The organism is Pseudomonas lundensis, assembly GCF_001042985.1.
Classification (GTDB): domain Bacteria; phylum Pseudomonadota; class Gammaproteobacteria; order Pseudomonadales; family Pseudomonadaceae; genus Aquipseudomonas; species Aquipseudomonas lundensis.
On sequence record NZ_JYKY01000009.1, the window covers coordinates 15,441 to 36,500 of the forward strand.

General features: G+C 60.1%; 18 protein-coding genes. 12 read left to right on the forward strand and 6 right to left on the reverse strand.

The features are described from left to right. Positions 1–47 precede the first annotated feature (47 nt). A complete protein-coding gene (locus TU74_RS09385; RefSeq protein ID WP_048376218.1) occupies positions 48–1,256 on the reverse strand; it encodes an acyl-CoA dehydrogenase in 1,209 nt (402 codons plus the stop codon). A gap of 154 nt (positions 1,257–1,410) precedes the next feature. Here TU74_RS09385 and TU74_RS09390 point away from each other — a divergent pair, with 154 nt between their 5' ends. From TU74_RS09390 to TU74_RS09400, 3 genes are read left to right on the forward strand one after another with little or no spacing between them, the layout of a single operon-like run. Then, positions 1,411–2,376, forward strand: a complete 966-nt coding sequence (locus TU74_RS09390; protein ID WP_047277920.1) for a LysR family transcriptional regulator — start codon at positions 1,411–1,413, stop codon at positions 2,374–2,376. 26 nt (positions 2,377–2,402) lie between these two features. Beyond that, complete coding sequence (locus TU74_RS09395) at positions 2,403–2,798, forward strand: MerR family transcriptional regulator (protein ID WP_047276537.1); 396 nt, start codon at positions 2,403–2,405, stop codon at positions 2,796–2,798. A 31-nt stretch (positions 2,799–2,829) separates the two neighbouring features. Continuing rightward, on the forward strand, positions 2,830–3,726 hold the full coding sequence (locus TU74_RS09400) for a hydroxymethylglutaryl-CoA lyase (RefSeq protein ID WP_048376220.1): 897 nt from the start codon (positions 2,830–2,832) through the stop codon (positions 3,724–3,726). 542 nt (positions 3,727–4,268) lie between these two features. Here the strand turns inward: TU74_RS09400 and TU74_RS09405 are convergent. Then, the gene (locus tag TU74_RS09405; RefSeq protein WP_048376222.1) at positions 4,269–5,966 is read right to left on the reverse strand and encodes an AMP-binding protein; all 1,698 of its coding nucleotides are present in this window, start codon (positions 5,964–5,966) and stop codon (positions 4,269–4,271) included. 205 nt (positions 5,967–6,171) lie between these two features. Between TU74_RS09405 and TU74_RS09410 the strand changes: the two genes are divergently transcribed. From TU74_RS09410 to TU74_RS09425, 4 genes are all read left to right on the forward strand, one after another. After that, positions 6,172–7,335 (forward strand): isovaleryl-CoA dehydrogenase, encoded by a 1,164-nt coding sequence (locus TU74_RS09410; RefSeq protein ID WP_047277923.1) that lies wholly within the window; start codon positions 6,172–6,174, stop codon positions 7,333–7,335. A 10-nt stretch (positions 7,336–7,345) separates the two neighbouring features. Continuing rightward, a complete protein-coding gene (locus tag TU74_RS09415; protein ID WP_048376224.1) occupies positions 7,346–8,953 on the forward strand; it encodes a carboxyl transferase domain-containing protein in 1,608 nt (535 codons plus the stop codon). A 110-nt stretch (positions 8,954–9,063) separates the two neighbouring features. Further along, on the forward strand, positions 9,064–9,882 hold the full coding sequence (locus tag TU74_RS09420; protein ID WP_047276545.1) for a gamma-carboxygeranoyl-CoA hydratase: 819 nt from the start codon (positions 9,064–9,066) through the stop codon (positions 9,880–9,882). Beyond that, entirely contained in the window at positions 9,879–11,819 is a 1,941-nt protein-coding gene (locus TU74_RS09425) for an acetyl-CoA carboxylase biotin carboxylase subunit (protein ID WP_048376225.1), read from the forward strand. The genes TU74_RS09420 and TU74_RS09425 overlap by 4 nt, the downstream gene beginning before the upstream one ends. A gap of 72 nt (positions 11,820–11,891) precedes the next feature. On the opposite strand, the gene TU74_RS09430 is transcribed toward TU74_RS09425, so the two are convergent. Beyond that, complete coding sequence (locus TU74_RS09430) at positions 11,892–12,548, reverse strand: LexA family protein (protein WP_048376227.1); 657 nt, start codon at positions 12,546–12,548, stop codon at positions 11,892–11,894. Positions 12,549–12,679: 131 nt separating this feature from the next. Here TU74_RS09430 and TU74_RS09435 point away from each other — a divergent pair, with 131 nt between their 5' ends. Next, the gene (locus tag TU74_RS09435) at positions 12,680–13,027 is read left to right on the forward strand and encodes a DUF6124 family protein (RefSeq protein WP_047276550.1); all 348 of its coding nucleotides are present in this window, start codon (positions 12,680–12,682) and stop codon (positions 13,025–13,027) included. 131 nt (positions 13,028–13,158) lie between these two features. Here the strand turns inward: TU74_RS09435 and TU74_RS09440 are convergent, their stop codons facing one another. Next, positions 13,159–14,211, reverse strand: coding sequence for a Glu/Leu/Phe/Val dehydrogenase dimerization domain-containing protein (locus TU74_RS09440; RefSeq protein WP_048376229.1), 1,053 nt, complete (start codon positions 14,209–14,211; stop codon positions 13,159–13,161). A 189-nt stretch (positions 14,212–14,400) separates the two neighbouring features. On the opposite strand from TU74_RS09440, the gene TU74_RS09445 reads away from it, so the two are divergent. The 3 genes from TU74_RS09445 (at position 14,401) to TU74_RS09455 (ending at position 17,959) form a co-directional block, all read left to right on the forward strand. Continuing rightward, a complete protein-coding gene (locus TU74_RS09445) occupies positions 14,401–14,868 on the forward strand; it encodes an Lrp/AsnC family transcriptional regulator (RefSeq protein WP_047276552.1) in 468 nt (155 codons plus the stop codon). Between the two features lie 535 nt (positions 14,869–15,403). Next, positions 15,404–16,555, forward strand: coding sequence for a M14 family metallopeptidase (locus tag TU74_RS09450; RefSeq protein ID WP_048376231.1), 1,152 nt, complete (start codon positions 15,404–15,406; stop codon positions 16,553–16,555). Between the two features lie 93 nt (positions 16,556–16,648). Further along, complete coding sequence (locus TU74_RS09455; protein ID WP_048376233.1) at positions 16,649–17,959, forward strand: leucine-rich repeat-containing protein kinase family protein; 1,311 nt, start codon at positions 16,649–16,651, stop codon at positions 17,957–17,959. A 107-nt stretch (positions 17,960–18,066) separates the two neighbouring features. Here TU74_RS09455 and TU74_RS09460 read toward each other — a convergent pair whose 3' ends face one another. Next, positions 18,067–18,792, reverse strand: coding sequence for a YebC/PmpR family DNA-binding transcriptional regulator (locus tag TU74_RS09460; protein ID WP_048376234.1), 726 nt, complete (start codon positions 18,790–18,792; stop codon positions 18,067–18,069). Positions 18,793–18,961: 169 nt separating this feature from the next. Then, positions 18,962–19,831, reverse strand: a complete 870-nt coding sequence (locus TU74_RS09465) for a LysR substrate-binding domain-containing protein (RefSeq protein WP_047277937.1) — start codon at positions 19,829–19,831, stop codon at positions 18,962–18,964. 115 nt (positions 19,832–19,946) lie between these two features. Here TU74_RS09465 and TU74_RS09470 point away from each other — a divergent pair, with 115 nt between their 5' ends. Then, on the forward strand, positions 19,947–21,056 hold the full coding sequence (locus TU74_RS09470; RefSeq protein WP_048376235.1) for a 2-aminoethylphosphonate--pyruvate transaminase: 1,110 nt from the start codon (positions 19,947–19,949) through the stop codon (positions 21,054–21,056). Positions 21,057–21,060 lie beyond the last annotated feature (4 nt).

The following is a 21,060-nucleotide window of genomic DNA, read 5'->3' on the forward strand; positions in this document are numbered from 1 at the left end:
GCGCAAAGCCGCTTCCCACGGCAACGGGTACACGCTCCGATTCAGCTCTACGACTTGGCGTACTTGTCCAGTTCACACTTGCCCACAGCGGCGCGGTGCACCTCATCCGGCCCGTCGGCCAGGCGCAAGGTGCGCTGCATGGCGTACATGTAGGCCAGCGGAAAATCCCCTGAAACCCCTGCACCGCCATGCATCTGGATGGCCCGGTCGATGACCCGCAGGGCCACATTCGGCGCGATCACCTTGATCTGCGCGATCTCGCTTTTCGCCACCTTGTTGCCCACGGTGTCCATCATGTACGCCGCTTTGAGGATCAGCAGGCGGGCCATGTCGATCTCCATTCGCGACTCGGCAATCGTGTCGAGATTGCCGCCCAGGCGTGCCAGCGGTTTGCCGAAAGCCGTGCGCTCCAACGAGCGCTTGCACATCAATTCCAGCGCCCGTTCGGCCATGCCGATGGACCGCATGCAGTGGTGAATCCGCCCCGGCCCCAGTCGCCCCTGAGCGATTTCAAAGCCCCGGCCTTCACCCAGCAACACGTTGTCATAGGGCACGCGGACGTTGTCGAACAGCACTTCAGCGTGGCCGTGGGGCGCATCGTCGTAACCAAACACCGGCAACGGCCGCACGATGTGAACCCCGGGCGTGTCCACGGGCACCAGGATCATCGAATGCTGCTGATGGCGCGGGTTCTGCGGGTTGCTCAGCCCCATGAAGATCATGATTTTGCAGCGCGGATCACACGCGCCCGAGGTCCACCACTTGCGTCCGTTGATCACCCACTCATCGCCTTGGCGTTCGGCGCGGGCCTGCATGTTGGTGGCATCCGACGAGGCCACGTCCGGCTCGGTCATGGCGAACGCCGAACGGATGTCCCCGCGCAGCAAAGGGGCCAACCATTGTGCTTTTTGGGCCTCGCTGGCGTACCGCACCAGCACCTCCATGTTGCCGGTGTCTGGCGCCGAACAGTTGAACGGCTCGGGCCCGAGCATCGAGCGCCCCATGATTTCGGCCAGCGGCGCGTACTCAAGGTTGGTCAGGCCCGCCCCCAGTTCAGACTCGGGCAAAAACAGATTCCACAACCCTTCGGCTTTGGCCTTGAGTTTGAGGGTTTCCATAATGGCCGTGGGTTGCCAGCGATCGCCTTGCGCCACCTGCTGATCAAAAATCGCTTCGGCCGGGTACACATGGGCGTCCATAAAAGCCGTGACCCGCTCGCGCAGCGCCTGAACGTTGGGGGAATAAGCGAAATCCATGGGTGGCTACCTTCTACCGGGAATGTGGGAACGTGTGACCGATGCTAGTTGAGCGCCCCATCATTTACCTTGTCTATTTACCGCGTGTATCACCATTCATAAGCAATATATGATTCACCACCAACCTCCCCTTCGCTAACACGAGTGGCGTGCCATGAACCTGAACAAGGTCGATCTCAATTTGTTTGTGGTGTTCGATGCGATCTACACCGAAGCCAACCTGACCCGCGCCGGGCAAATCATCGGCATCACTCAGCCTGCGGTGTCCAATGCGCTGGCCCGGCTGCGCGAAAGTTTCAACGACCCGCTGTTTGTGCGCACCGCCCAAGGCATGGTGCCGACTCCCATGGCGCAAAACATCATCAACCCGGTGCGCAGTGCGCTGGCTTTGTTGCGGGTCTCGGTACAAGAGAGCCGCACCTTCAACCCCTTGCAGGCCAACAAGACCTTTCGCATCAGCATGACCGACCTGACAGAAGCCGTGGTCTTGCCCCCGCTGTTTCAGCGTTTACGCAAGCAGGCTCCTTCTGTGGTGGTGGAAAGCTTGTTGTCCCATCGACGTGAGACCACCAGCGATCTGGCTGCGGGACGTCTGGACTTCGCCATTGATGCGCCACTGAACACCGACCCGCAAGTTCGCCACGTCAAGCTGATGGAAGACCGCTACGTGTGCGCGATGCGCCCCGCCCATCCGCTGGCGGGTCAGCCGTCGATTTCACTCGATGAGTATTTGGGGCTGACGCACATCCACATTTCGACGCGGCGTAACGGGCTGGGCCAGGTCGACCTGGCCCTGGGCAAAATGGGCCTGCAACGCAAAATCACTCTACGTTCGCAGCATTACCTGATGGCCTCCAACGTGTTGCAACACACCGACATGGTGATGACCGTGCCCGAGCGGTTTGCCCGGCGTCATGCGCTGCACTTTGTGGCGCTGCCGCTCAACGAGCTGCCCAACGTGGAAACCCATTTGTATTGGCACGAGAGTACCGAGCAAGACCCGGCCAACCGCTGGATGCGCGAACTGTTGATCGAGCTGTGCGAACAACAAGTGGCCCTTGAAACCAGGCAGCGGGCGCAGCCCTTGCTTGACGTAAACGTCAACCAGCCATTAGCTTAACCCCACGAACCTTCCAGAGCCCGCCCATGAGCAGCCAGACGTACAGTATTTCCGACCTTGCCCGCGAGCTGGACATCACCACCCGTGCGATCCGTTTTTATGAAGAACAAGGGTTGCTGGCCCCTGAACGGCGAGGCCAGGAGCGGGTGTATTCAGGCCGGGACAAGGTCAGCCTGAAGCTGATCCTGCGTGGCAAGCGCATCGGTTTTTCTCTGGCCGAGTGCCGCGAGCTGATCGAGTTGTACGACCCCACCAGCGGCAATCAGAAGCAACTGACCAGCATGCTGGCCAAAATCGCAGAACGCCGTCAGCAACTGGAGCAGCAACTGCTCGACATTCAGCAGATGCAACTGGAGCTGGACACCGCCGAAGAGCGTTGCACCCAAGCGCTGGAACACACCATCAAAAACCAGACGGCCTGAACCCGCCGCCCCCACTCAAACCGGTGACCCCATGACATTACCCACCCACGTGCGCCTGATCGAAGTCGGCCCCCGCGACGGCCTGCAAAACGAAGCCCGGCCGATCAGCGTGGCTGACAAGGTGCAATTGGTTGACGCCTTGACCGATGCCGGACTCGGGTACATCGAAGCGGGCAGTTTCGTTTCACCCAAATGGGTGCCGCAAATGGCGGGTTCGGCTGAGGTCTTCGCCCGCATCCAGCGTAAACCGGGCGTGGTGTACGGTGCGCTGGCGCCCAACCTGCGCGGGTTTGAAGACGCGGTGGCCGCCGGGGTCAAGGAAGTCGCGGTGTTTGCAGCCGCGTCTGAAGCCTTCTCGCAACGCAATATCAACTGCTCGATCAGCGAAAGCCTGGCGCGGTTCGTGCCACTGATTGAAGCCGCCCGGCAGCACGGCATTAGCGTGCGCGGTTATGTGTCCTGCGTGCTTGGCTGCCCGTATGAAGGCGATGTAGCGCCGCAGCAGGTGGCGGCCGTGGCCAGCGAGCTGTATGCCATGGGCTGTTATGAAGTGTCGCTGGGCGACACCATCGGCACCGGCACCCCCAGCGCCACTCGCACGCTGATTGAGACCGTGAGTGCTGCCGTGCCCAGGGAGAAACTGGCCGGGCATTTCCATGACACCTACGGTCAGGCGCTGGTGAATATTTACGCCAGCTTGCAAGAAGGCCTCGCCGTGTTCGACAGCTCCATTGCGGGGCTGGGTGGCTGCCCCTATGCCAAGGGCGCCAGCGGCAATGTCGCCACCGAGGATGTGCTGTACATGCTCAATGGCATGGGCATCGAAACCGGTGTCGACATGGACAAATTGTTGCTCGCCGGTGAACACATCAGTCGGGTATTGGGCCGGGTCACCGGTTCACGTGTTGCCCGCGCCCGACAGGGCTGAAAAGTGTGCCGCAGTGTTACCGCACGGTAACCCACACGAGTAACAAGGAAACAAACCGGCCCGTTCCAAGGCCGGTTTTTTAATACCTAAAAAAACAAACCGTTGATTTATAAGGGTTTTTAAAAGTTGGCACGGGTTCTGCTATCTCTATGGCATAACAAGAATAAAAACTGCAGCAACATAATAAAAACAATACGAAACGACTCTGACATAACAAAAACAACACGGCAGAGACGCAGCTAACAGATTTTTTTGGAGAAGGTTTACTTTTCCGGGGAGCCAAAAGCCACCTCGCAACCGGGCAGAGAACAATAAAACTACCTTCAGGTAGCACCCGTTCAGGTTGGATCGCAGGTTTCAAACCCTGTGATGAAAGTGGATCAGCGCTCAAAAAAATACGTTTGCTCTTGATCCCGGATGGGGATCGCCAAAAACAGCAGTAAAGGGCCACGGTCACAAAAACAACAACAGACCGCCCCTCAATAATAAAAAGAGCAGGCAACAACACATTAAAGGGGAGCTCAGGCTCCCCTTTGTGTTGCTCAGGATTTGCCCTGCCCTGACTGACCAAGCTCCTGAATGCTGACTTCGCGCATTTTGAATTTCTGGATTTTGCCGGTCACGGTCATCGGGAACGTGTCGACGAACTTGAAGTAGCGCGGGGTTTTGAAGTGCGCAATGCGGGCCTTGCACCAAGTCTGCAACTCCAGCTCGTTGGCAGTGTGGCCGGGGTGAAACTTGATCCAGGCGACAATTTCCTCACCGTACTTCTCGTCCGGAATGCCCACGATCTGCACGTCCGCCACGGCCGGGTGGGTGAAGAAAAACTCTTCCAGCTCACGCGGGTAAATGTTTTCGCCGCCACGAATAATCATGTCTTTGTTGCGCCCCACGATACGCACATACCCCTGCTCGTCCATTTGCGCCAGATCGCCGGTGTGCATCCAGCCTTCGCTGTCGATAGCCTCCAGCGTGGCGTGCGGGTTATTCCAGTAGCCCAGCATCACGCTGTAGCCGCGCGTGCACAGCTCACCGATCTCACCTCGCGCTACGATCTGCCCTTCAGCGTCGATCAGCTTGTTCTCCAGGTGCGGCTGAGTGCGCCCGACCGTGGTCACACGTAATTCCAGCTCGTCCGCAGGGCCCGTCTGAATGGACACGGGGCTGGTTTCGGTCATGCCATAAGCAATTTGTACCTCGCTCATGTGCATCTCGCTGATGACACGGCGCATCACTTCAATCGGGCACGTGGCGCCCGCCATAATCCCGGTGCGCAAGCTCGACAGGTCAAACCCGGCCCGCTGCGGGTGATCGAGCAGGGCAATAAACATGGTGGGCACACCGTAGAGCCCGGTGGCGCGTTCTTGTGCGATGGCTTGCAGGGTCAGGCCGGGATCGAAGGCTTCACTGGGGTAAATCATTGTGGTGCCGTGGGTGACGCACCCCAGGTTGCCCATGACCATGCCAAAGCAGTGGTACAACGGCACCGGAATCACCAGACGATCATTGGCCGTCAGCCCGAGGCTTTCGCCCACCATGAAACCGTTGTTGAGGATGTTGCGATGGCTCAGGGTCGCGCCCTTGGGAAAACCTGTGGTGCCTGAGGTGTACTGGATATTCACCGGGTGCTCGGGCATCACGGCCGCCTTGCGCGCCTGCAATTGCTCAACCTCGACCCCTGCCCCCAGCGTGGCCAGTTGCGCCCAGGGCAAAAAGCCGGGCGCCGGTGCCGCCGCGAGGCTGATTACGCCACGCAAATCCGGCAGGTGCGCACTGCACAGGTGGCCAGGCGAGTGAGCACTCAATTGCGGGACCAATTGCTCAACCATCGCGTGGTAGTCCGATGTTTTGAACGCCCCGGCGCACACCAGCCACTGACAGGCCGACTGCTTGAGCACGTAGTCCAGTTCAGAAAGCCGGTACGCCGGGTTGATGTTGACCAGAATCACGCCGATCTGGGCGCTGGCAAATTGGCAGATAAACCATTCAAGGCAATTGGGCGCCCAGATGCCCAGCCGGTCGCCGGCTTGCAGCCCCAGCGCCATGAAGCCACGGGCATGCAGGTCGACAGCACGGCTCAATTGCGACCAGCTCAGGCGCTGGTGTTGATGGCGCACAATCAGCGCCTCGTTCTCGGGGTAACGCGCGGCCGTACGCTCAAACGCCTGGCCGATGGTCAATGTCAGCAGGGCCTTGTCCTGCGCACCCTGGCTGTAACTGGGGGCTGATTGCGACGTCATGACAACTCCTCTTGTGATTATTGTTGGGAGTATGGGAAAGCGCGCACAAGCGCCCTCTCAATCAGAAGAATAGCAATCACTCTGGCTTAAGTTGACGTTAACGTAAAGGTCATTGACAGGCCCAGGTGCCAAGTTTACGTTTACGTAAAGCTTCCCCTGGCGACGCAGTAACCGCCTCATACAAGAACAATGAACAAGGTGCCCCATGAGCTACCCGACTTTGAACTTCGCCCTGGGCGAAACCATCGACATGCTGCGCGAACAGGTCCAGTCATTCGTCGCCGCTGAACTGGCGCCCCGCGCAGCGCAAATCGACAAGGACAACCTGTTCCCGGCAGACATGTGGCGCAAGTTTGGCGACATGGGCTTGCTGGGCATCACCGTTCCGGAAGCCTACGGCGGCACCGGCCTCAGCTATTTGGCCCATGTGGTGGCCATGGAAGAAATCAGCCGTGGTTCGGCGTCGGTTGCGCTGTCCTACGGTGCGCATTCGAACCTGTGCGTGAACCAGATCAACCGCAACGGCAGCGATGCTCAAAAACGTCACTACCTGCCCAAACTGATCAGCGGCGAACACATCGGCGCGCTCGCCATGAGCGAGCCCAACGCCGGCTCTGACGTGGTGTCCATGAAATTGCGCGCTGACAAGCGCGGCGACCATTTTGTGCTCAACGGCAGCAAAACCTGGATCACCAACGGCCCCGACGCCGACACCTATGTGATCTACGCCAAGACCGACATCGAAAAAAAGGCCCATGGCATCAGCGCCTTTATTGTCGAGCGCGACTGGAAAGGCTTCAGCCGCAGCAAGCATTTCGACAAGCTGGGCATGCGCGGCTCCAACACCGGCGAGCTGTTTTTCGACAACGTTGAGGTGCCTGAAGAAAACCTGCTGGGCCCCCTCAACGCCGGGGTCAAGGTGCTGATGAGCGGCCTCGATTACGAGCGCGTCGTACTGTCGGGCGGCCCGACCGGCATCATGCAAGCCTGCATGGACCTGGTGGTGCCCTACATCCATGACCGCAAACAGTTCGGCCAAAGCATCGGGGAGTTTCAGCTGATTCAGGGCAAAGTGGCCGATATGTACACCCAACTCAATGCCAGCCGTGCCTACCTGTATGCGGTCGCGGCCGCCTGTGAGCGGGGCGAAACCACCCGCAAGGACGCCGCTGGGGTGATCCTCTACAGCGCCGAACGCGCCACGCAAATGGCCCTCGACGCCATCCAGATCCTCGGCGGTAATGGCTACATCAATGAATTCCCGGCCGGACGTCTGCTGCGCGACGCGAAACTGTACGAAATCGGTGCGGGCACCAGCGAGATCCGCCGGATGCTGATTGGCCGCGAACTCTTTAACGAAACCCGCTAAGGAGTGGCCCATGTCTATCTTGCACAGCACCGTCAACCCGCGCTCCCCCGAGTTCGCCGCCAATCGCGACGCCATGCTCAAACAGGTGGACGCCCTGCACAGCGTACTCGCCCATGTGCAACAGGGCGGCGGCGCCCGCGCCCAGGAGCGCCACACCGCCCGGGGCAAGCTGCTGCCGCGTGAACGCATCGACCGGCTGCTGGACATTGGCTCGCCCTTCCTCGAACTGAGTCAGCTGGCGGCTTACGAGGTGTACGGCGAGGACGTCCCGGCTGCCGGCATCATTGCCGGGATCGGTCGGGTTGAAGGCGTGGAATGCATGATTGTGGCCAACGACGCCACAGTCAAAGGCGGCTCGTACTACCCGCTGACGGTCAAAAAGCACCTGCGGGCGCAGACCATTGCCGAGCAAAACCGGCTGCCTTGCATTTACCTGGTGGATTCGGGCGGCGCCAACTTGCCGCGTCAGGACGAAGTCTTCCCGGACCGCGAGCACTTTGGGCGCATCTTCTTCAATCAGGCCAACATGAGCGCCGCCGGGATTCCCCAAATCGCCGTGGTCATGGGCTCGTGCACCGCGGGCGGCGCATATGTGCCCGCGATGGCGGACGAAGCGATCATGGTGCGCCAGCAAGCCACCATTTTTCTCGCCGGGCCGCCGCTGGTCAAAGCCGCGACCGGAGAGGTGGTCAGCGCCGAAGACTTGGGCGGTGCCGATGTGCACTGCAAGATCTCCGGGGTGGCCGACCATTACGCCGAGAACGACGCGCATGCGCTGGCGCTGGCGCGGCGCAGTGTTGCCAACCTCAATTGGCAAAAGCTGGGGCAATTGACCCGACGCACACCGTTGGCGCCGCTGTATGCCAGCGACGAGCTGTACGGCATCGTCCCGGCCGAGGCCAAGCAGCCGTTTGATGTGCGTGAGGTGATCGCCCGGTTGGTGGACGGCTCGGTGTTCGATGAGTTCAAAGCGCTGTTCGGCACCACGCTGGTGTGCGGTTTTGCCCATTTGCACGGGTATCCGGTGGCGATTCTGGCCAACAACGGCATTTTGTTTGCTGAGGCGGCGCAAAAAGGCGCGCATTTCATTGAGCTGGCCTGTCAGCGCGCCATTCCGCTGGTGTTCCTGCAAAACATCACCGGTTTTATGGTGGGGCAGAAATACGAAGCCGGCGGCATTGCCAAGCATGGTGCCAAACTGGTGACCGCCGTGGCGTGCGCCAAGGTGCCGAAATTCACGGTGATCATCGGTGGCAGTTTTGGCGCGGGCAACTACGGGATGTGCGGGCGTGCCTATGACCCGCGCTTTTTGTGGATGTGGCCCAACGCCCGCATCGGCGTGATGGGGGCGGAACAGGCGGCGGGCGTGTTGGTGCAGGTCAAGCGTGAACAGGCGCAACGTACCGGCGAGGCCTTTACCCCTCAGGACGAAGCCGACATCAAGCAGCCGATCCTCGACCAGTACGAACATCAGGGCCACCCCTACTACTCCAGCGCCCGGCTGTGGGATGACGGCGTGATCGACCCGGCGCAAACCCGTGACGTGCTGGCGTTGGGCTTGTCCGCTGCCTTGAGCGCGCCGATCGACACCACGCGCTTTGGCGTGTTCCGCATGTAAACCCGTACCGGGGCGGGCATGGGCGGGCGCAACACCTACCCGCCGCGCCACTGCCGCCCCCCCCCCCTGCGCACTCATCTACACGTACAGCCATCCAAGGACTGACGGACATGATCGATTTCAACACCCTTGAACTCCAGACCGACCCCCGGGGTTTCGCCACCCTGTGGTTGAGTCGCGAAGAAAAAAACAATGCTTTCAATGCCGAGATGATCCGCGAACTGATCCTCGCGCTGGACGCTGTGCAAAGCGACGCCAGCCTGCGGTTTCTGGTCCTGCGCGGGCGCGGCAAGCACTTTAGCGCTGGCGCCGACCTGGCCTGGATGCAGCAATCGGCTGAACTGGATTACAACACCAACCTCGACGACGCCCGGCACTTGGCCGAGCTGATGTACAACTTGGCCAAGCTGAAAATGCCGACGCTGGCCGTGGTGCAAGGCGCGGCCTACGGCGGCGCGCTGGGCCTGATCAGCGCCTGCGACATGGCCATCGGCACGGACGACGCGCAGTTCTGCCTCTCTGAAGTACGCATTGGCATCGCGCCTGCGGTCATCAGCCCGTTTGTGGTGCAAGCGATTGGCGAACGTGCCGCGCGCCGCTACGCGCTGACCGCCGAACGTTTCAGTGGCGAACGGGCGCGTGAGCTGGGGCTGTTGTCCGAAAGTTACCCGGCCGCCGAACTCGATCAGCAGGTCGCACGCTGGATCGACACGTTGCTGCTCAACAGCCCCTTCGCCATGCGCGCCTGCAAAGACCTGCTGCGCGAAGTCAGCCATGGCGCACCGACGCCAGCCATTCGCCGCTACTGTGAAAACGCTATTGCGCGCATTCGCGTCAGCCCCGAAGGCCAGGAGGGCCTGCGCGCATTTCTGCAAAAGCGCGCGCCCAGTTGGCAGATCGACTCAACGCAACAGGAGCCGCGCCCATGAACGCCCCGACCCTTACCACCGTGTTGGTGGCCAACCGTGGTGAAATTGCCTGCCGGGTGATGCGCACTGCCAAGGCCCTGGGCCTGACCAGCGTCGCCGTGCACAGCGACACCGACCGCGACGCACGCCACTGCCGAGAAGCCGACCAGTGCGTGAACCTGGGGGGCAGCAAGGCGGCCGACAGCTACCTGCAAATCGACAAGATCATTGCTGCGGCCAAGGCCAGCGGCGCGCAGGCGATCCACCCCGGCTATGGCTTTTTGTCTGAAAACGCCGGGTTTGCCAGGGCGATTGAACAGGCAGGCCTGATCTTCCTAGGCCCGCCCGCCTCGGCCATTGATGCCATGGGCAGTAAATCCGCCGCCAAGGCCTTGATGGAAGTGGCCGGGGTGCCTCTGGTGCCGGGTTATCACGGCGAGGCGCAAGATCTGCAAACCTTTCGCGCCGCGGCTGAGAACATCGGCTACCCGGTCTTGCTTAAAGCCACCGCCGGGGGTGGCGGCAAGGGCATGAAAGTGGTGGACGACGAAAGCCAACTGGCCGAAGCACTGGCTTCGGCTCAGCGTGAAGCGCTGTCGTCGTTTGGCGATGCACGCATGCTGGTTGAAAAATACGTGCTCAAGCCCAGGCATGTGGAGATTCAGGTGTTTGCCGATCAGCACGGCCATTGCCTTTACCTCAACGAACGGGACTGCTCCATTCAGCGCCGTCACCAAAAAGTGGTCGAAGAAGCCCCTGCGCCGGGGCTCAGCCCCGAGCTGCGGCGCGCCATGGGCGAATCGGCCGTGCGGGCGGCCCAGGCCATTGGTTACGTGGGCGCCGGTACGGTGGAATTTTTGCTGGATGCGCGGGGGGATTTCTTCTTTATGGAGATGAACACCCGGCTGCAGGTGGAACACCCGGTGACGGAAGCCATCACCGGGCTGGATCTGGTGGCCTGGCAGATCCGCGTTGCGCGCGGCGAAGCGTTGCCCATCACCCAGGCGGATGTACCACTGCGCGGGCATGCCATCGAAGTGCGCCTGTACGCCGAAGACCCGAGCCATGATTTCTTGCCCCAGACCGGCCGTCTGGCCGTGTACCGCGAGTCGGCCGAGGGTGCAGGACGCCGGGTCGACAGCGGGGTCAGCGAAGGCGATGAGGTGTCGCCGTTTTATGACCCGATGCTGGGCAAGCTGATCGCGTGGGGCGAAGACCGCGAGCAGGCGCGTTTGCGCTTGTTGGCCATGCTCGATGAGTTCGCTATCGGCGGCCTGAAAACCAACCTGAGTTTCTTGCGCCGAATCATCGCTCACCCTGCGTTTGCCGCGGCCGAGCTGGACACGGGGTTTATCCCGCGCCATGAGGCGCAATTACTGCCAAAGGCGCAACCTTTGCCTGACGCGTTTTGGTCAGTGGCAGCACCCGCATTCGTGCAGACCCTGCCACTTGATCGTCGCGACGACGAGGCCACTTCACCGTGGTCGCAGCGCAACGGATGGCGCATCGGTTTGCCCGCGCAAACCCTGTTGGCCCTGAGCTGTAAGGGTGAGCACAAGGTCATTGCCCTGACCGGGCAGCAGCCCACGGTGCAGGATCAGCATCTGGTGATCGAACGACACGGCGTGCGCACCCGGCATCTGGCTGTGCGGCGCGGCGACACGCTGTATGTGCAGTGGGACGGCGAGCTGCAGGCCGTGAGCGCTTGTGATCCGTTGGCCGCGGCCGGTGCCCGGCAGGCACACGAAGGCGGACTGAGTGCGCCCATGAACGGCAGCATCGTGCGCGTCATGGTGGCGGTCGGACAGAACGTGGCGGCAGGGGCGCAACTGGTCGTGCTTGAGGCCATGAAGATGGAACACAGCCTGCGTGCGCCACGCGACGGGGTGGTCAAAGCCGTATTCGGCCAGGAAGGTGACATGGTGGGAGAAGGCGCGGTACTGGTCGAACTCGAATAAAGCAACGGGCATGAAAAAGGCGGCTACCGGTTTCGGTAGCCGCCTTTTTAGTGGATGTCTGGAAACTGCGCCTCAGAACTTGGTCGTCGCCTGCACCACGACGCCAAGAACGCGGCAGCCTTCATCAAACAGGACTTTGGGATAGGTCGGGTTGAGCGGCTTGAGATAACGCTGGCCACTGTCCTCGATCAACTGACGGAACATGGCGCTTTCGGCGCCCGGTGTGCGCACGACCACCATTTTGCCGGGCTCCACCTCGATATCGGGGTCCACCAGGATCAGCATGCCCTGGGGAATGCTGAGGCCCATGGGCGCCGTCATCGCATCACCGGTCACTTGCAGCCAGAAAGCATCGCCCTTGGCGTAGTGATCACTCATTTCAAAGGCTGTGGCCGCGGGATAGCCGTCGAGCGTGGCCTCGTTGATCTCGCCCACCTTCTCCCAATCCCGCACGGGGTATCGGAAGGCTGAGGTAATGACGTACGTGTTTTCTTCAGGGTTGAGGTCGTCGTTACTGGCCTTGCGTTCACGCACCACCAACGCTACCTCAAGGTGCCCAAGCCCGAGGGCATGCAGCACTTTGTTCATGGTTTCGAGGTCGGGTTGACGACGTTTATTAAGCCAATGACCAACGCCGCCCTGGGAAGCCCCCACGCGTTCGGCGAGTTTTTCTTGCGTGAGTTTGAGCTCGCGCAATTTCGTTCTGACTAAAGCGATCCATTTATCCATTTGCCGAACAATACGGATTGCCCGTCACGCAACAATACACATATTGTATTATTTATTTTGTTAATCATAAATACCTTACGTACTAATCTGACCTCTGCTGATTCGATTAACCTCACAAACGCAGGCAGATCATGACTCCAATAACAAAAATCCCTCTCAAGATTGAGGCCGATGCCGAGCTTGAAGCCCTCAAAGACAGCGCCGCAACCCAACGCGCGCTCGACTATTATTTGAAACCATCTGTAACTCAGCGCTGCAACGAGCAAAAAGTGTTCAACGTCAGCGACGATGTCGGCTACGAAGAAGCCTTGTTGCACGCGTCGGAGTTAATGCGTTTTGCATTGACTTACGCTCATGGAGGCGCGGCGAGTGTGCAAGGCCCTCATCTGGACCTCATCAGGGGCATGGCGCACTTCGTTGAAATGGCCAAAGACCTGGTCGACAAGACCATCGATAAGCAAAAAGCACCTGCACGCTGAGGTGGGTCGTCGCTCCAAGGCAATGAAGCTGCATGCGAGGGCATAACGTCACACCGCGGGCGATGGCTGCTCCCTTGCGCAGCCTCGCCCCCGGCGGCAACCCCATTGGCTGCCTGCGGTGTTGCGTTACATCAGGCGTTGAGGCGTTCGTGGGCAAGGCTGTCGGCAATCAGCGTGGTGTTACGATCTTCAGCCTTCGCTCGCTCAAAAATCTGACGCAATGTTTCGCCAATGCCTTCAACGTGCTGACGCACTTGCTCAGGCGTCCCGCCGTTGTACTCGTAGGACACATCGATAATGCCCCCGGCATTGATCGCGTAATCGGGTGCATGCAGGCAGCCCCGGCGCCACAACACGTCGCCGTGCTCGGGACGGGCCAGTTGATTGTTGGCTGCACCGGCAATCACCGGGGCACGCAGCAATTGCAGGGTTTCGTCGTTGATGACCGCCCCCATGGCGCAGGGTGAGAACACATCCACGTCCAAGCCGTAGATGTCCTGCCCACTGACCGCATGGGCGCCCAACTCGTCCACGGCGCGGCGAACGTTGGCTTCCTGAATATCATGCACCCATAACTGGGCACCGGCCGCGCTGAGCTGTTGGGCCAGGTTGAAGCCGACTTGCCCCAGGCCTTGAATGGCCACGCGCAGCCCGCTCAGGTCGGATCGCCCCAGACGCTGGCGAACGGCCTCGCGGAGGCCGATGTACACCCCCAGTGCCGTGGCAGGCGACGGATCGCCGCTGCGCGTACCGCCACCCAACTGCTCACGTGTACCGGCCCCCACGACGTGACGGGTGCGTTGGCCCATTTGCGCCATCTCCGTCACCCCGGTGCCCGAGTCAGCGGCGGTGATGTAGCGACCGCCCAGGCTTTCGACAAAGTCGCCCATGGCCTGGAACAGCGCCTCGGTTTTGTCCTTGCGCGGATCGCCAATGATCACGGCCTTGCCACCGCCCAACGGCAACCCGGCCAGGGCCGATTTGTAGGTCATGCCCCGTGACAGGCGCAACACATCATTGACCGCCTGTTGCTCATCGGCGTATGGCCACATCCGGCAACCGCCCAGTGCAGGGCCCAGACGCGTGTTGTGCACCGCGATAATGGCGTTGAGGCCGCTGGCCTTGTCGTGGCAGAACATGACCTGTTCGTGTTGATCAAACTCGGGATGAGCAAATATCGGCATTTCAGTTCTCTCTTGTTGTTAGCGCACAGGGACGTAAGACCAAAAGGTCAGTTTTCGACCCGTTCAGGGGCTGCGAAGGCCGCCTTAAGAGCGTGAAGGGTTACAAGAGGATTTTTCTTTCTAATTCTTAGGAAATGCAGTGCTACGCTGCATGAATCATTCAACAAAAATAAGAAATCTGATCAATTCATGCCGATTAAATTAAGCCCCATCGACCGTAAGATATTGCGCCTGCTGCAACATGACGCCGACCTGTCCGCCGCCGAGGTGGCCGAGCGCGTGGAATTATCCCAATCCCCCTGTTGGCGACGGATTCATCGCTTGCAGGAAGAAGGCTTGATAGAGCGCAAAGTTGCCCTGCTCAGCCCGAAGAAACTGGGACTCAACGTCGTGGTATTCGTCAATGTGCGGTTATCGGGGCACGGACGTCGTCACCTGACCGAATTCGAAGAAGCCATCACTCATTATCCGGAAGTCATCGAGTGCTACACCATGGCGGGCGATATGGATTACCTGCTGAAAGTGGTCACGCACGACATCGACAGTTACGAGCGTTTTTTACGCGACCATCTTTTGCAGAAGCCACACGTGCAGGAAGCTCACTCCAACATCGCCATGAGCGAAGTCAAACGCACCACTGAGTTGTTGCTGGATTAGCGAGATAGAGCCTTGGGGCGGGGGAAGGGGAAAAAATTTCCGAGAAGCACAGAAAAAACGCTTGCTTTGCAAATGATAATGATTACTATTGCATACAGCTGGTCGCGAGATCAGCCGATCATTCAAGGGACCTTAGGTCGGTGCTTTGAATAATCTCCTCATCAGGCTAATCACGGTTATTTGACCCGGCTTATGGCCGGGTCTTTTTTTTGTGGCCAGTTATCTGGCTCAGCTTGCTTCAGGCTAATGAAGTCGGGTGTGCGACCGGTTTTTTTCGGTGGCCGCTACAATGCCGGCGATGATAGCAAAAGAACATCGACCGAAGAAAGCCTGAAGTCTAGGACTATAGGCGTAATGGCAATTTAGCACTTGAGAATCACTCGCAAAAACACTAGAATTGCGCCGCATCACGGATGACGCCCCCCCGACGTTTTTCTCCCCCATTCTCTCTGTAAATGCCTGCATTTTCGTATTGGCCCCACGCCATGGCGAGGTACAGTAACGCCCACAATTCTCAGACTCAGGGATCTGGACGATGACTGTGGCGCCCTCTTCACTTCACATCAGCAGTGACTTCGACAGCGGCAATATTCAAGTGCTGGATGCCAGCGATCCGTTGGACGTGAAACTGGCGATCAAACCCGACACCAAAAGCCCGCACTTCCAGTGGTTTCATTTCAAGGCCAGCGGCCTCACGCCCGGGCAGCACCATCACTTTCATCTGACCAACGCCAGCCAGTCGTCCTACAACAAAGCGTGGGACGGCTACCGTGCGGTGGCGTCTTACGATCAGGAACACTGGTTCCGCGTGCCTACCGACTTTGATGGGACTTCGCTCAACTTCAGTCTTGAACCTCAACACAGCAGCGTCTGGTTTGCCTACTTCGAACCCTACAGCCGCGCACGCCACGAGGTGTTGATCAGCGACGCGCAGCAATGGTCCGGTTGCCAAGTGCTGGCGGTGGGCAAAAGTGCCGAAGGGCGTGACATTCACTTGTTGCGCAAAGGAAATGGCGCACCCCGCAAACACAAAATCTGGATCATTGCGCAGCAGCACCCCGGCGAACACATGGCCGAGTGGTTCATGGAGGGCATTTTCAAGCGCCTGGAACAAGGCAGCGACCCGCAACTGCGCAAATTGCTCGATTACGCCGAGCTGTACCTGATCCCCAACATGAACCCCGACGGCGCCTTTCACGGGCATCTGCGCACCAATGCCAACGGCCAGGACTTGAACCGCGCCTGGCAAAACACCAGCCCTGAGGTCAGCCCTGAGGTGTTCTTGGCACTGGAACAGATGCACACCTACGGCGTCGACCTGTTTCTGGACATTCACGGCGACGAAGAAATCCCCTACGTCTTCACCGCAGGCTGCGAGGGCAACCCGGGCTATAACGAGCGGATTGCCACGCTCGAAGAACGTTTTCGTTCGCACCTGAGCCAGCAGACGAAAGACTTCCAGACAACCCACGGTTACACCCGTGACGAACCCGGCCAGGCCAATATGACCCTGGCCTGCAACAGCGTGGGCCAACGCTTCGACTGCTTGTCCCTGACACTGGAAATGCCGTTCAAGGACAACAACGACGCACCCGACCCGGTCACCGGCTGGGATGGTAAACGCTCGATGCAACTGGGCCATACGGTGCTGACCACCCTTTCGGATATGGTCAACACGCTGCGTTAACCCCCACGCCTTAATTGCCTGAAACCCGCGCACGATTAATCGTTATCATGCGCGGCACTTTCACTGATCGATACGAGTGCACATCGCCTGCTTATGGATACCCTCGCTAAACTGCGCGCCGGTCAACTGACGGGGCTCAAACGTCTGGATTTGTCCTGTGGGCTGACCGAGTTCCCTGAGGAAATCTTTCAACTGGCGGATTCGCTGGAAATCCTCAATTTGAGCGGCAACGCCCTGTGCTCCCTGCCCCACGACCTGCATCGCCTGACGCATTTACGGGTACTGTTCTGCTCGGACAACCTGTTCACCACCCTGCCCGAATGCCTGGGTCAGTGCGCCCAACTGAGCATGGTTGGCTTCAAGGCCAACCGGATCACCGACGTGCCGGGCGCCGCGTTGCCGCCGCAACTGCGCTGGTTGATCCTCACTGACAACTACATCAGTCAGTTGCCGGATGAGTTGGGCCGCCGCCCCTTGCTACAAAAATTGATGCTGGCCGGTAACCGTCTTCAGGCGTTGCCGCGCAGCCTGGCCGGTTGCGAGCGTCTGGAGCTGATTCGCCTGGCCTCCAACCAACTGCGCGAACTGCCGGACTGGTTACTGGCGATGCCCGGCCTGAGCTGGCTGGCGTACTCGGGCAATCCGTTGGCGGACGAACTGAATGCCGAGCACGCGCCTGACTGCACGCCAAACATCGACTGGACAGAACTGGAACTGGCGCAGCCGCTGGGCGAAGGCGCATCCGGGGTGATTTACCAGGCCATCTGGCGGGCACCGGGTCAGGCGCAACGTGCGGTGGCAGTCAAACTGTACAAAGGCGCGATCACCAGTGATGGCTCACCGCTTGACGAGATGCACGCCTGCATTGCTGCGGGCCAGCACCCGAACCTGATCAACGTGTTAGGGCGCGTGGTAGGCCATCCGCAGCACCAGGCGGCATTGGTGATGGAGCTGGTTGCGCCCTCTTTCCGCAATCTGGCCGGGCTGCCGAGCCTTGAGAGCTGCAGCCGCGACGTCTATGCCAATAGCACGCGTTTCAATGCCGACAGCGCGTTGCGCCTGGCACGTGGCATCGCGTCAGCCGCAGCGCATCTGCACGCGCAGGGCATCTGCCACGGTGACCTGTATGGGCACAATATTTTGTTCAATGATCAAGGCGAGTGTTTGCTGGGCGACTTCGGGGCCGCGTGCTTGCACGCCACCGATGACACCCCGCACACCCGCGCCTTGCAGCGTATCGAGGTGCGTGCGTTCGGCATTCTGCTGGGGGAGTTGCTGCAGCGAATCGATTCAGGATTGAGCGATCAACAGTGCGCAGCGTTGCAACACTTACAAACGCGCTGCATGCAGCCTGAGGTACTCGCCCGGCCGGACTTCGTTGAAATCTGCCGCGCCCTGGGCTGAGGGCTGCCCGACCACCGCCCCGCGCCTGGTCAGCGACATACAGAGCGGCAGTCGTTGACGAGGCGACGAAGCAAGGCCCGGCGACACACTCGTCGTGAACGGGCCTCTTAAGGGACGGGCTCGTCTTCAGGCGCAAGCGCTACAAACATGTCCTGCACATCGTCCTGCTCTTCCAGCTTCGCCAGAAATTCCTCGACTTCGGCCATTTGCTCGTCAGTCAGGCCCGTTACCGGGTTTTTAGCCATGTAGCCCAACTTGGCCGACAACACGGTAAAGCCTTGTTCAGGCAACGCCTTTTGCACGGCATCCAGGTCCGTGGTCTCGGTGATGAACAAGGTCGTGCCTTCTTCTTCGCCCTTTTCGAGATCCTGAGCGCCTGCTTCAATTGCTGCCATTTCTGGATCAGCATCCGGGGTGTCAGGCTTGGCTTCGATCAGGCCAACATGGTTAAAGTCCCAGGCCACGGAGCCCGACGCACCCAACTGCCCCTTGCGGAACGCCACGCGGATTTCAGCCACGGTGCGGTTGACGTTATCGGTCAGGCACTCAACGATCAGCGGCACCTGATGCGGGGCGAAACCTTCGTAGGTCACGCGGGTGTATTGCACCGCTTCAGTGCCGATACCGGCACCCTTGTTGATCGCCCGCTTGATGGTGTCAGCCGGCATGGACGCCTTTTTGGCCTGTTCGTACACCAGGCGCAGGTGCGAGTTCATGTCCGGGTCGGCGCCGTTACGGGCTGCAACGGTCAGCTCTTTGGCCAGCTTGCCGAAAATCTTGCCGCGGCTATTGGCGGCTTCCGCTTTGTGTTTAACCTTCCACTGTGCGCCCATTTCTCACTCTCTCAATCGTGTGTGTCGCGGCACGCTGGCCGTCGAATGGGCGCAAGTTTATACGCCCAGAACGCCTCAATCGACCAAAAAATCCAATCACGCCCAGCTCAACCTTTATCCACACCGCCCCTCACCGACGGCACGCGGCGGCTGACCGAGGCGATAACCCTCACGCTGGGTACGATGGCGCCAGTTCCATGAACGCCTTGATCAGTCGCAGTTGGGCGCGACGTTCCATGCAGCCGAGCAGGTGCCGGTTGGTCAGGCCCTGCCCGTTAATGGGTACAGCGTGTACCCGTGGGTCCTGACTAACCTCCGCCGACGAGACAATGCCCACCCCAAGCTGGGCCGCCACCGCTTCGGTCACCGCCTCGCGGCTGTCCAGCTCCAGCAACACACGCGGGCTGACCCCTGCCTGCTCGCAGGCCAGGTCAAACGTGCGGCGGGTCGTGGACGCGGGTTCGCGCAAGACCATGATGACCTGATCCAACTGCGCCATCTCAACCCCGCCCGAGAGCGCCTGCCAAGGGTGACCGGACGGCACCAACGCGCAGATACGCGATGCCTTGAGAGGCCGCAGCATCAAGCCTTTACGCGGCTCGACCTCTGTCAGCACGGCCACGTCTGCATGTTCTGAGAGCAAAGCGGCCAGGGTGTCCTGCGCATTGCCCAAGCGTAAATTCACGGTGATGCCGGGATAGCGCTCACGCAGGCTCGCCAGCATGGGCATTACCAGGTGCGGGCCGTCCGCCGCCACTTCGAGGCGCCCGGTGAGCAGTTGGCGATTGGCTTCGAGCATGACTTGCGCCTCATCCACCAAACCAAACATGGCGCGGGTGATGGCCGCCAGTTTGATGCCCTCTTCGGTCAACTCCACACGCCGGGCCGTGCGGCGCAATAAGGTGATTTGGTAATGCTCTTCAAGGGTTTTGATATGCCCGGTGACCGCCGGCTGGCTGATAAACAAGCGTGCGGCCGCCCGGGTGAAGCTGCCTTCGCGTGCCACCGCGTCGAAGGCCCGGAGCTGGAACAGATTCATAAATAATCCTCGCTGATGGCTGTCATCACAACAAACAATTTGAATGATGGTAACTCAAACTGCAATTTAGCCGGTGTATCCAGTCGCTATCCCATTGCTTGCGAGGAACCCCCGAATGCACACTGCCGCGCCAATCCTGCTGACTCCCGGCCCCCTGACCACCTCGGCGCGAACCCGTCAGGCCATGATGGTCGACTGGGGCTCATGGGATGAACGCTTCAACCAATTGACGGCCAGCCTGTGCGAACAACTGCTGGCCATCATCAACGGCGCCAGCAGCCACCATTGTGTACCGTTGCAAGGCAGCGGCACCTTCGCTGTAGAGGCCGCTATCGGCACCCTGGTCCCGCGTGACGGCAAAGTGCTGGTGTTGATCAACGGCGCCTACGGCAAGCGTGTGGCGAAAATCTGTGAGGTGCTGGGGCGCCGCTTCAGCACGTTTGAAACCGCCGAAGATCAACCCACCACAGCCGCTGACGTAGAACGCCTGCTCAAGGCTGATCCCGGTATCACCCACGTGGCGTTGATCCATTGCGAAACCAGTACCGGGATACTCAATCCGCTGCCAGAAATTGCCGAGGTCATTGCCCGACAGGGCAAGCGTCTGATCATCGATGCCATGAGTTCTTTCGGCGCACTGCCGGTGGACGCACAAAAAGTACCGTTCGATGCGCTGATCGCCGCCTCCGGCAAATGCCTCGAAGGGGTGCCGGGCATGGGCTTCGTGTTCGCCCATAAAGCCTCCCTGGCCCAGGCAGCGGGCAATGCCCACTCACTGGCGATGGACTTGCAGGATCAGCACGCCTACATGGCAAAAACCGGCCAGTGGCGCTTCACCCCACCCACCCATGTGGTCGCCGCCCTGCACGAAGCGTTACTGCAATACCACGAAGAAGGCGGCCTGCCCGCTCGCCATCAGCGCTACGCCAACAACTGCCAGACACTGCTCGCCGGCATGGCCACGCTGGGGATTCGCAGTTTCCTGCCCGAAGCCATTCAGGCACCGATCATCGTCACCTTCCACGCCCCGAATGACCCGCGTTATCAGTTCAAGGAATTCTACGAACGGGTCAAGGCCAAGGGTTTCATTCTCTACCCAGGCAAATTGACCCAAGTTGAAACATTCCGCGTGGGCTGCATTGGCCACGTCACCCACGTCGATATGCAGGCGGCGGTCGATGCCGTGGCGCAGGTGCTGCAAGACATGAAAGTGCTGGACATCTGACGGC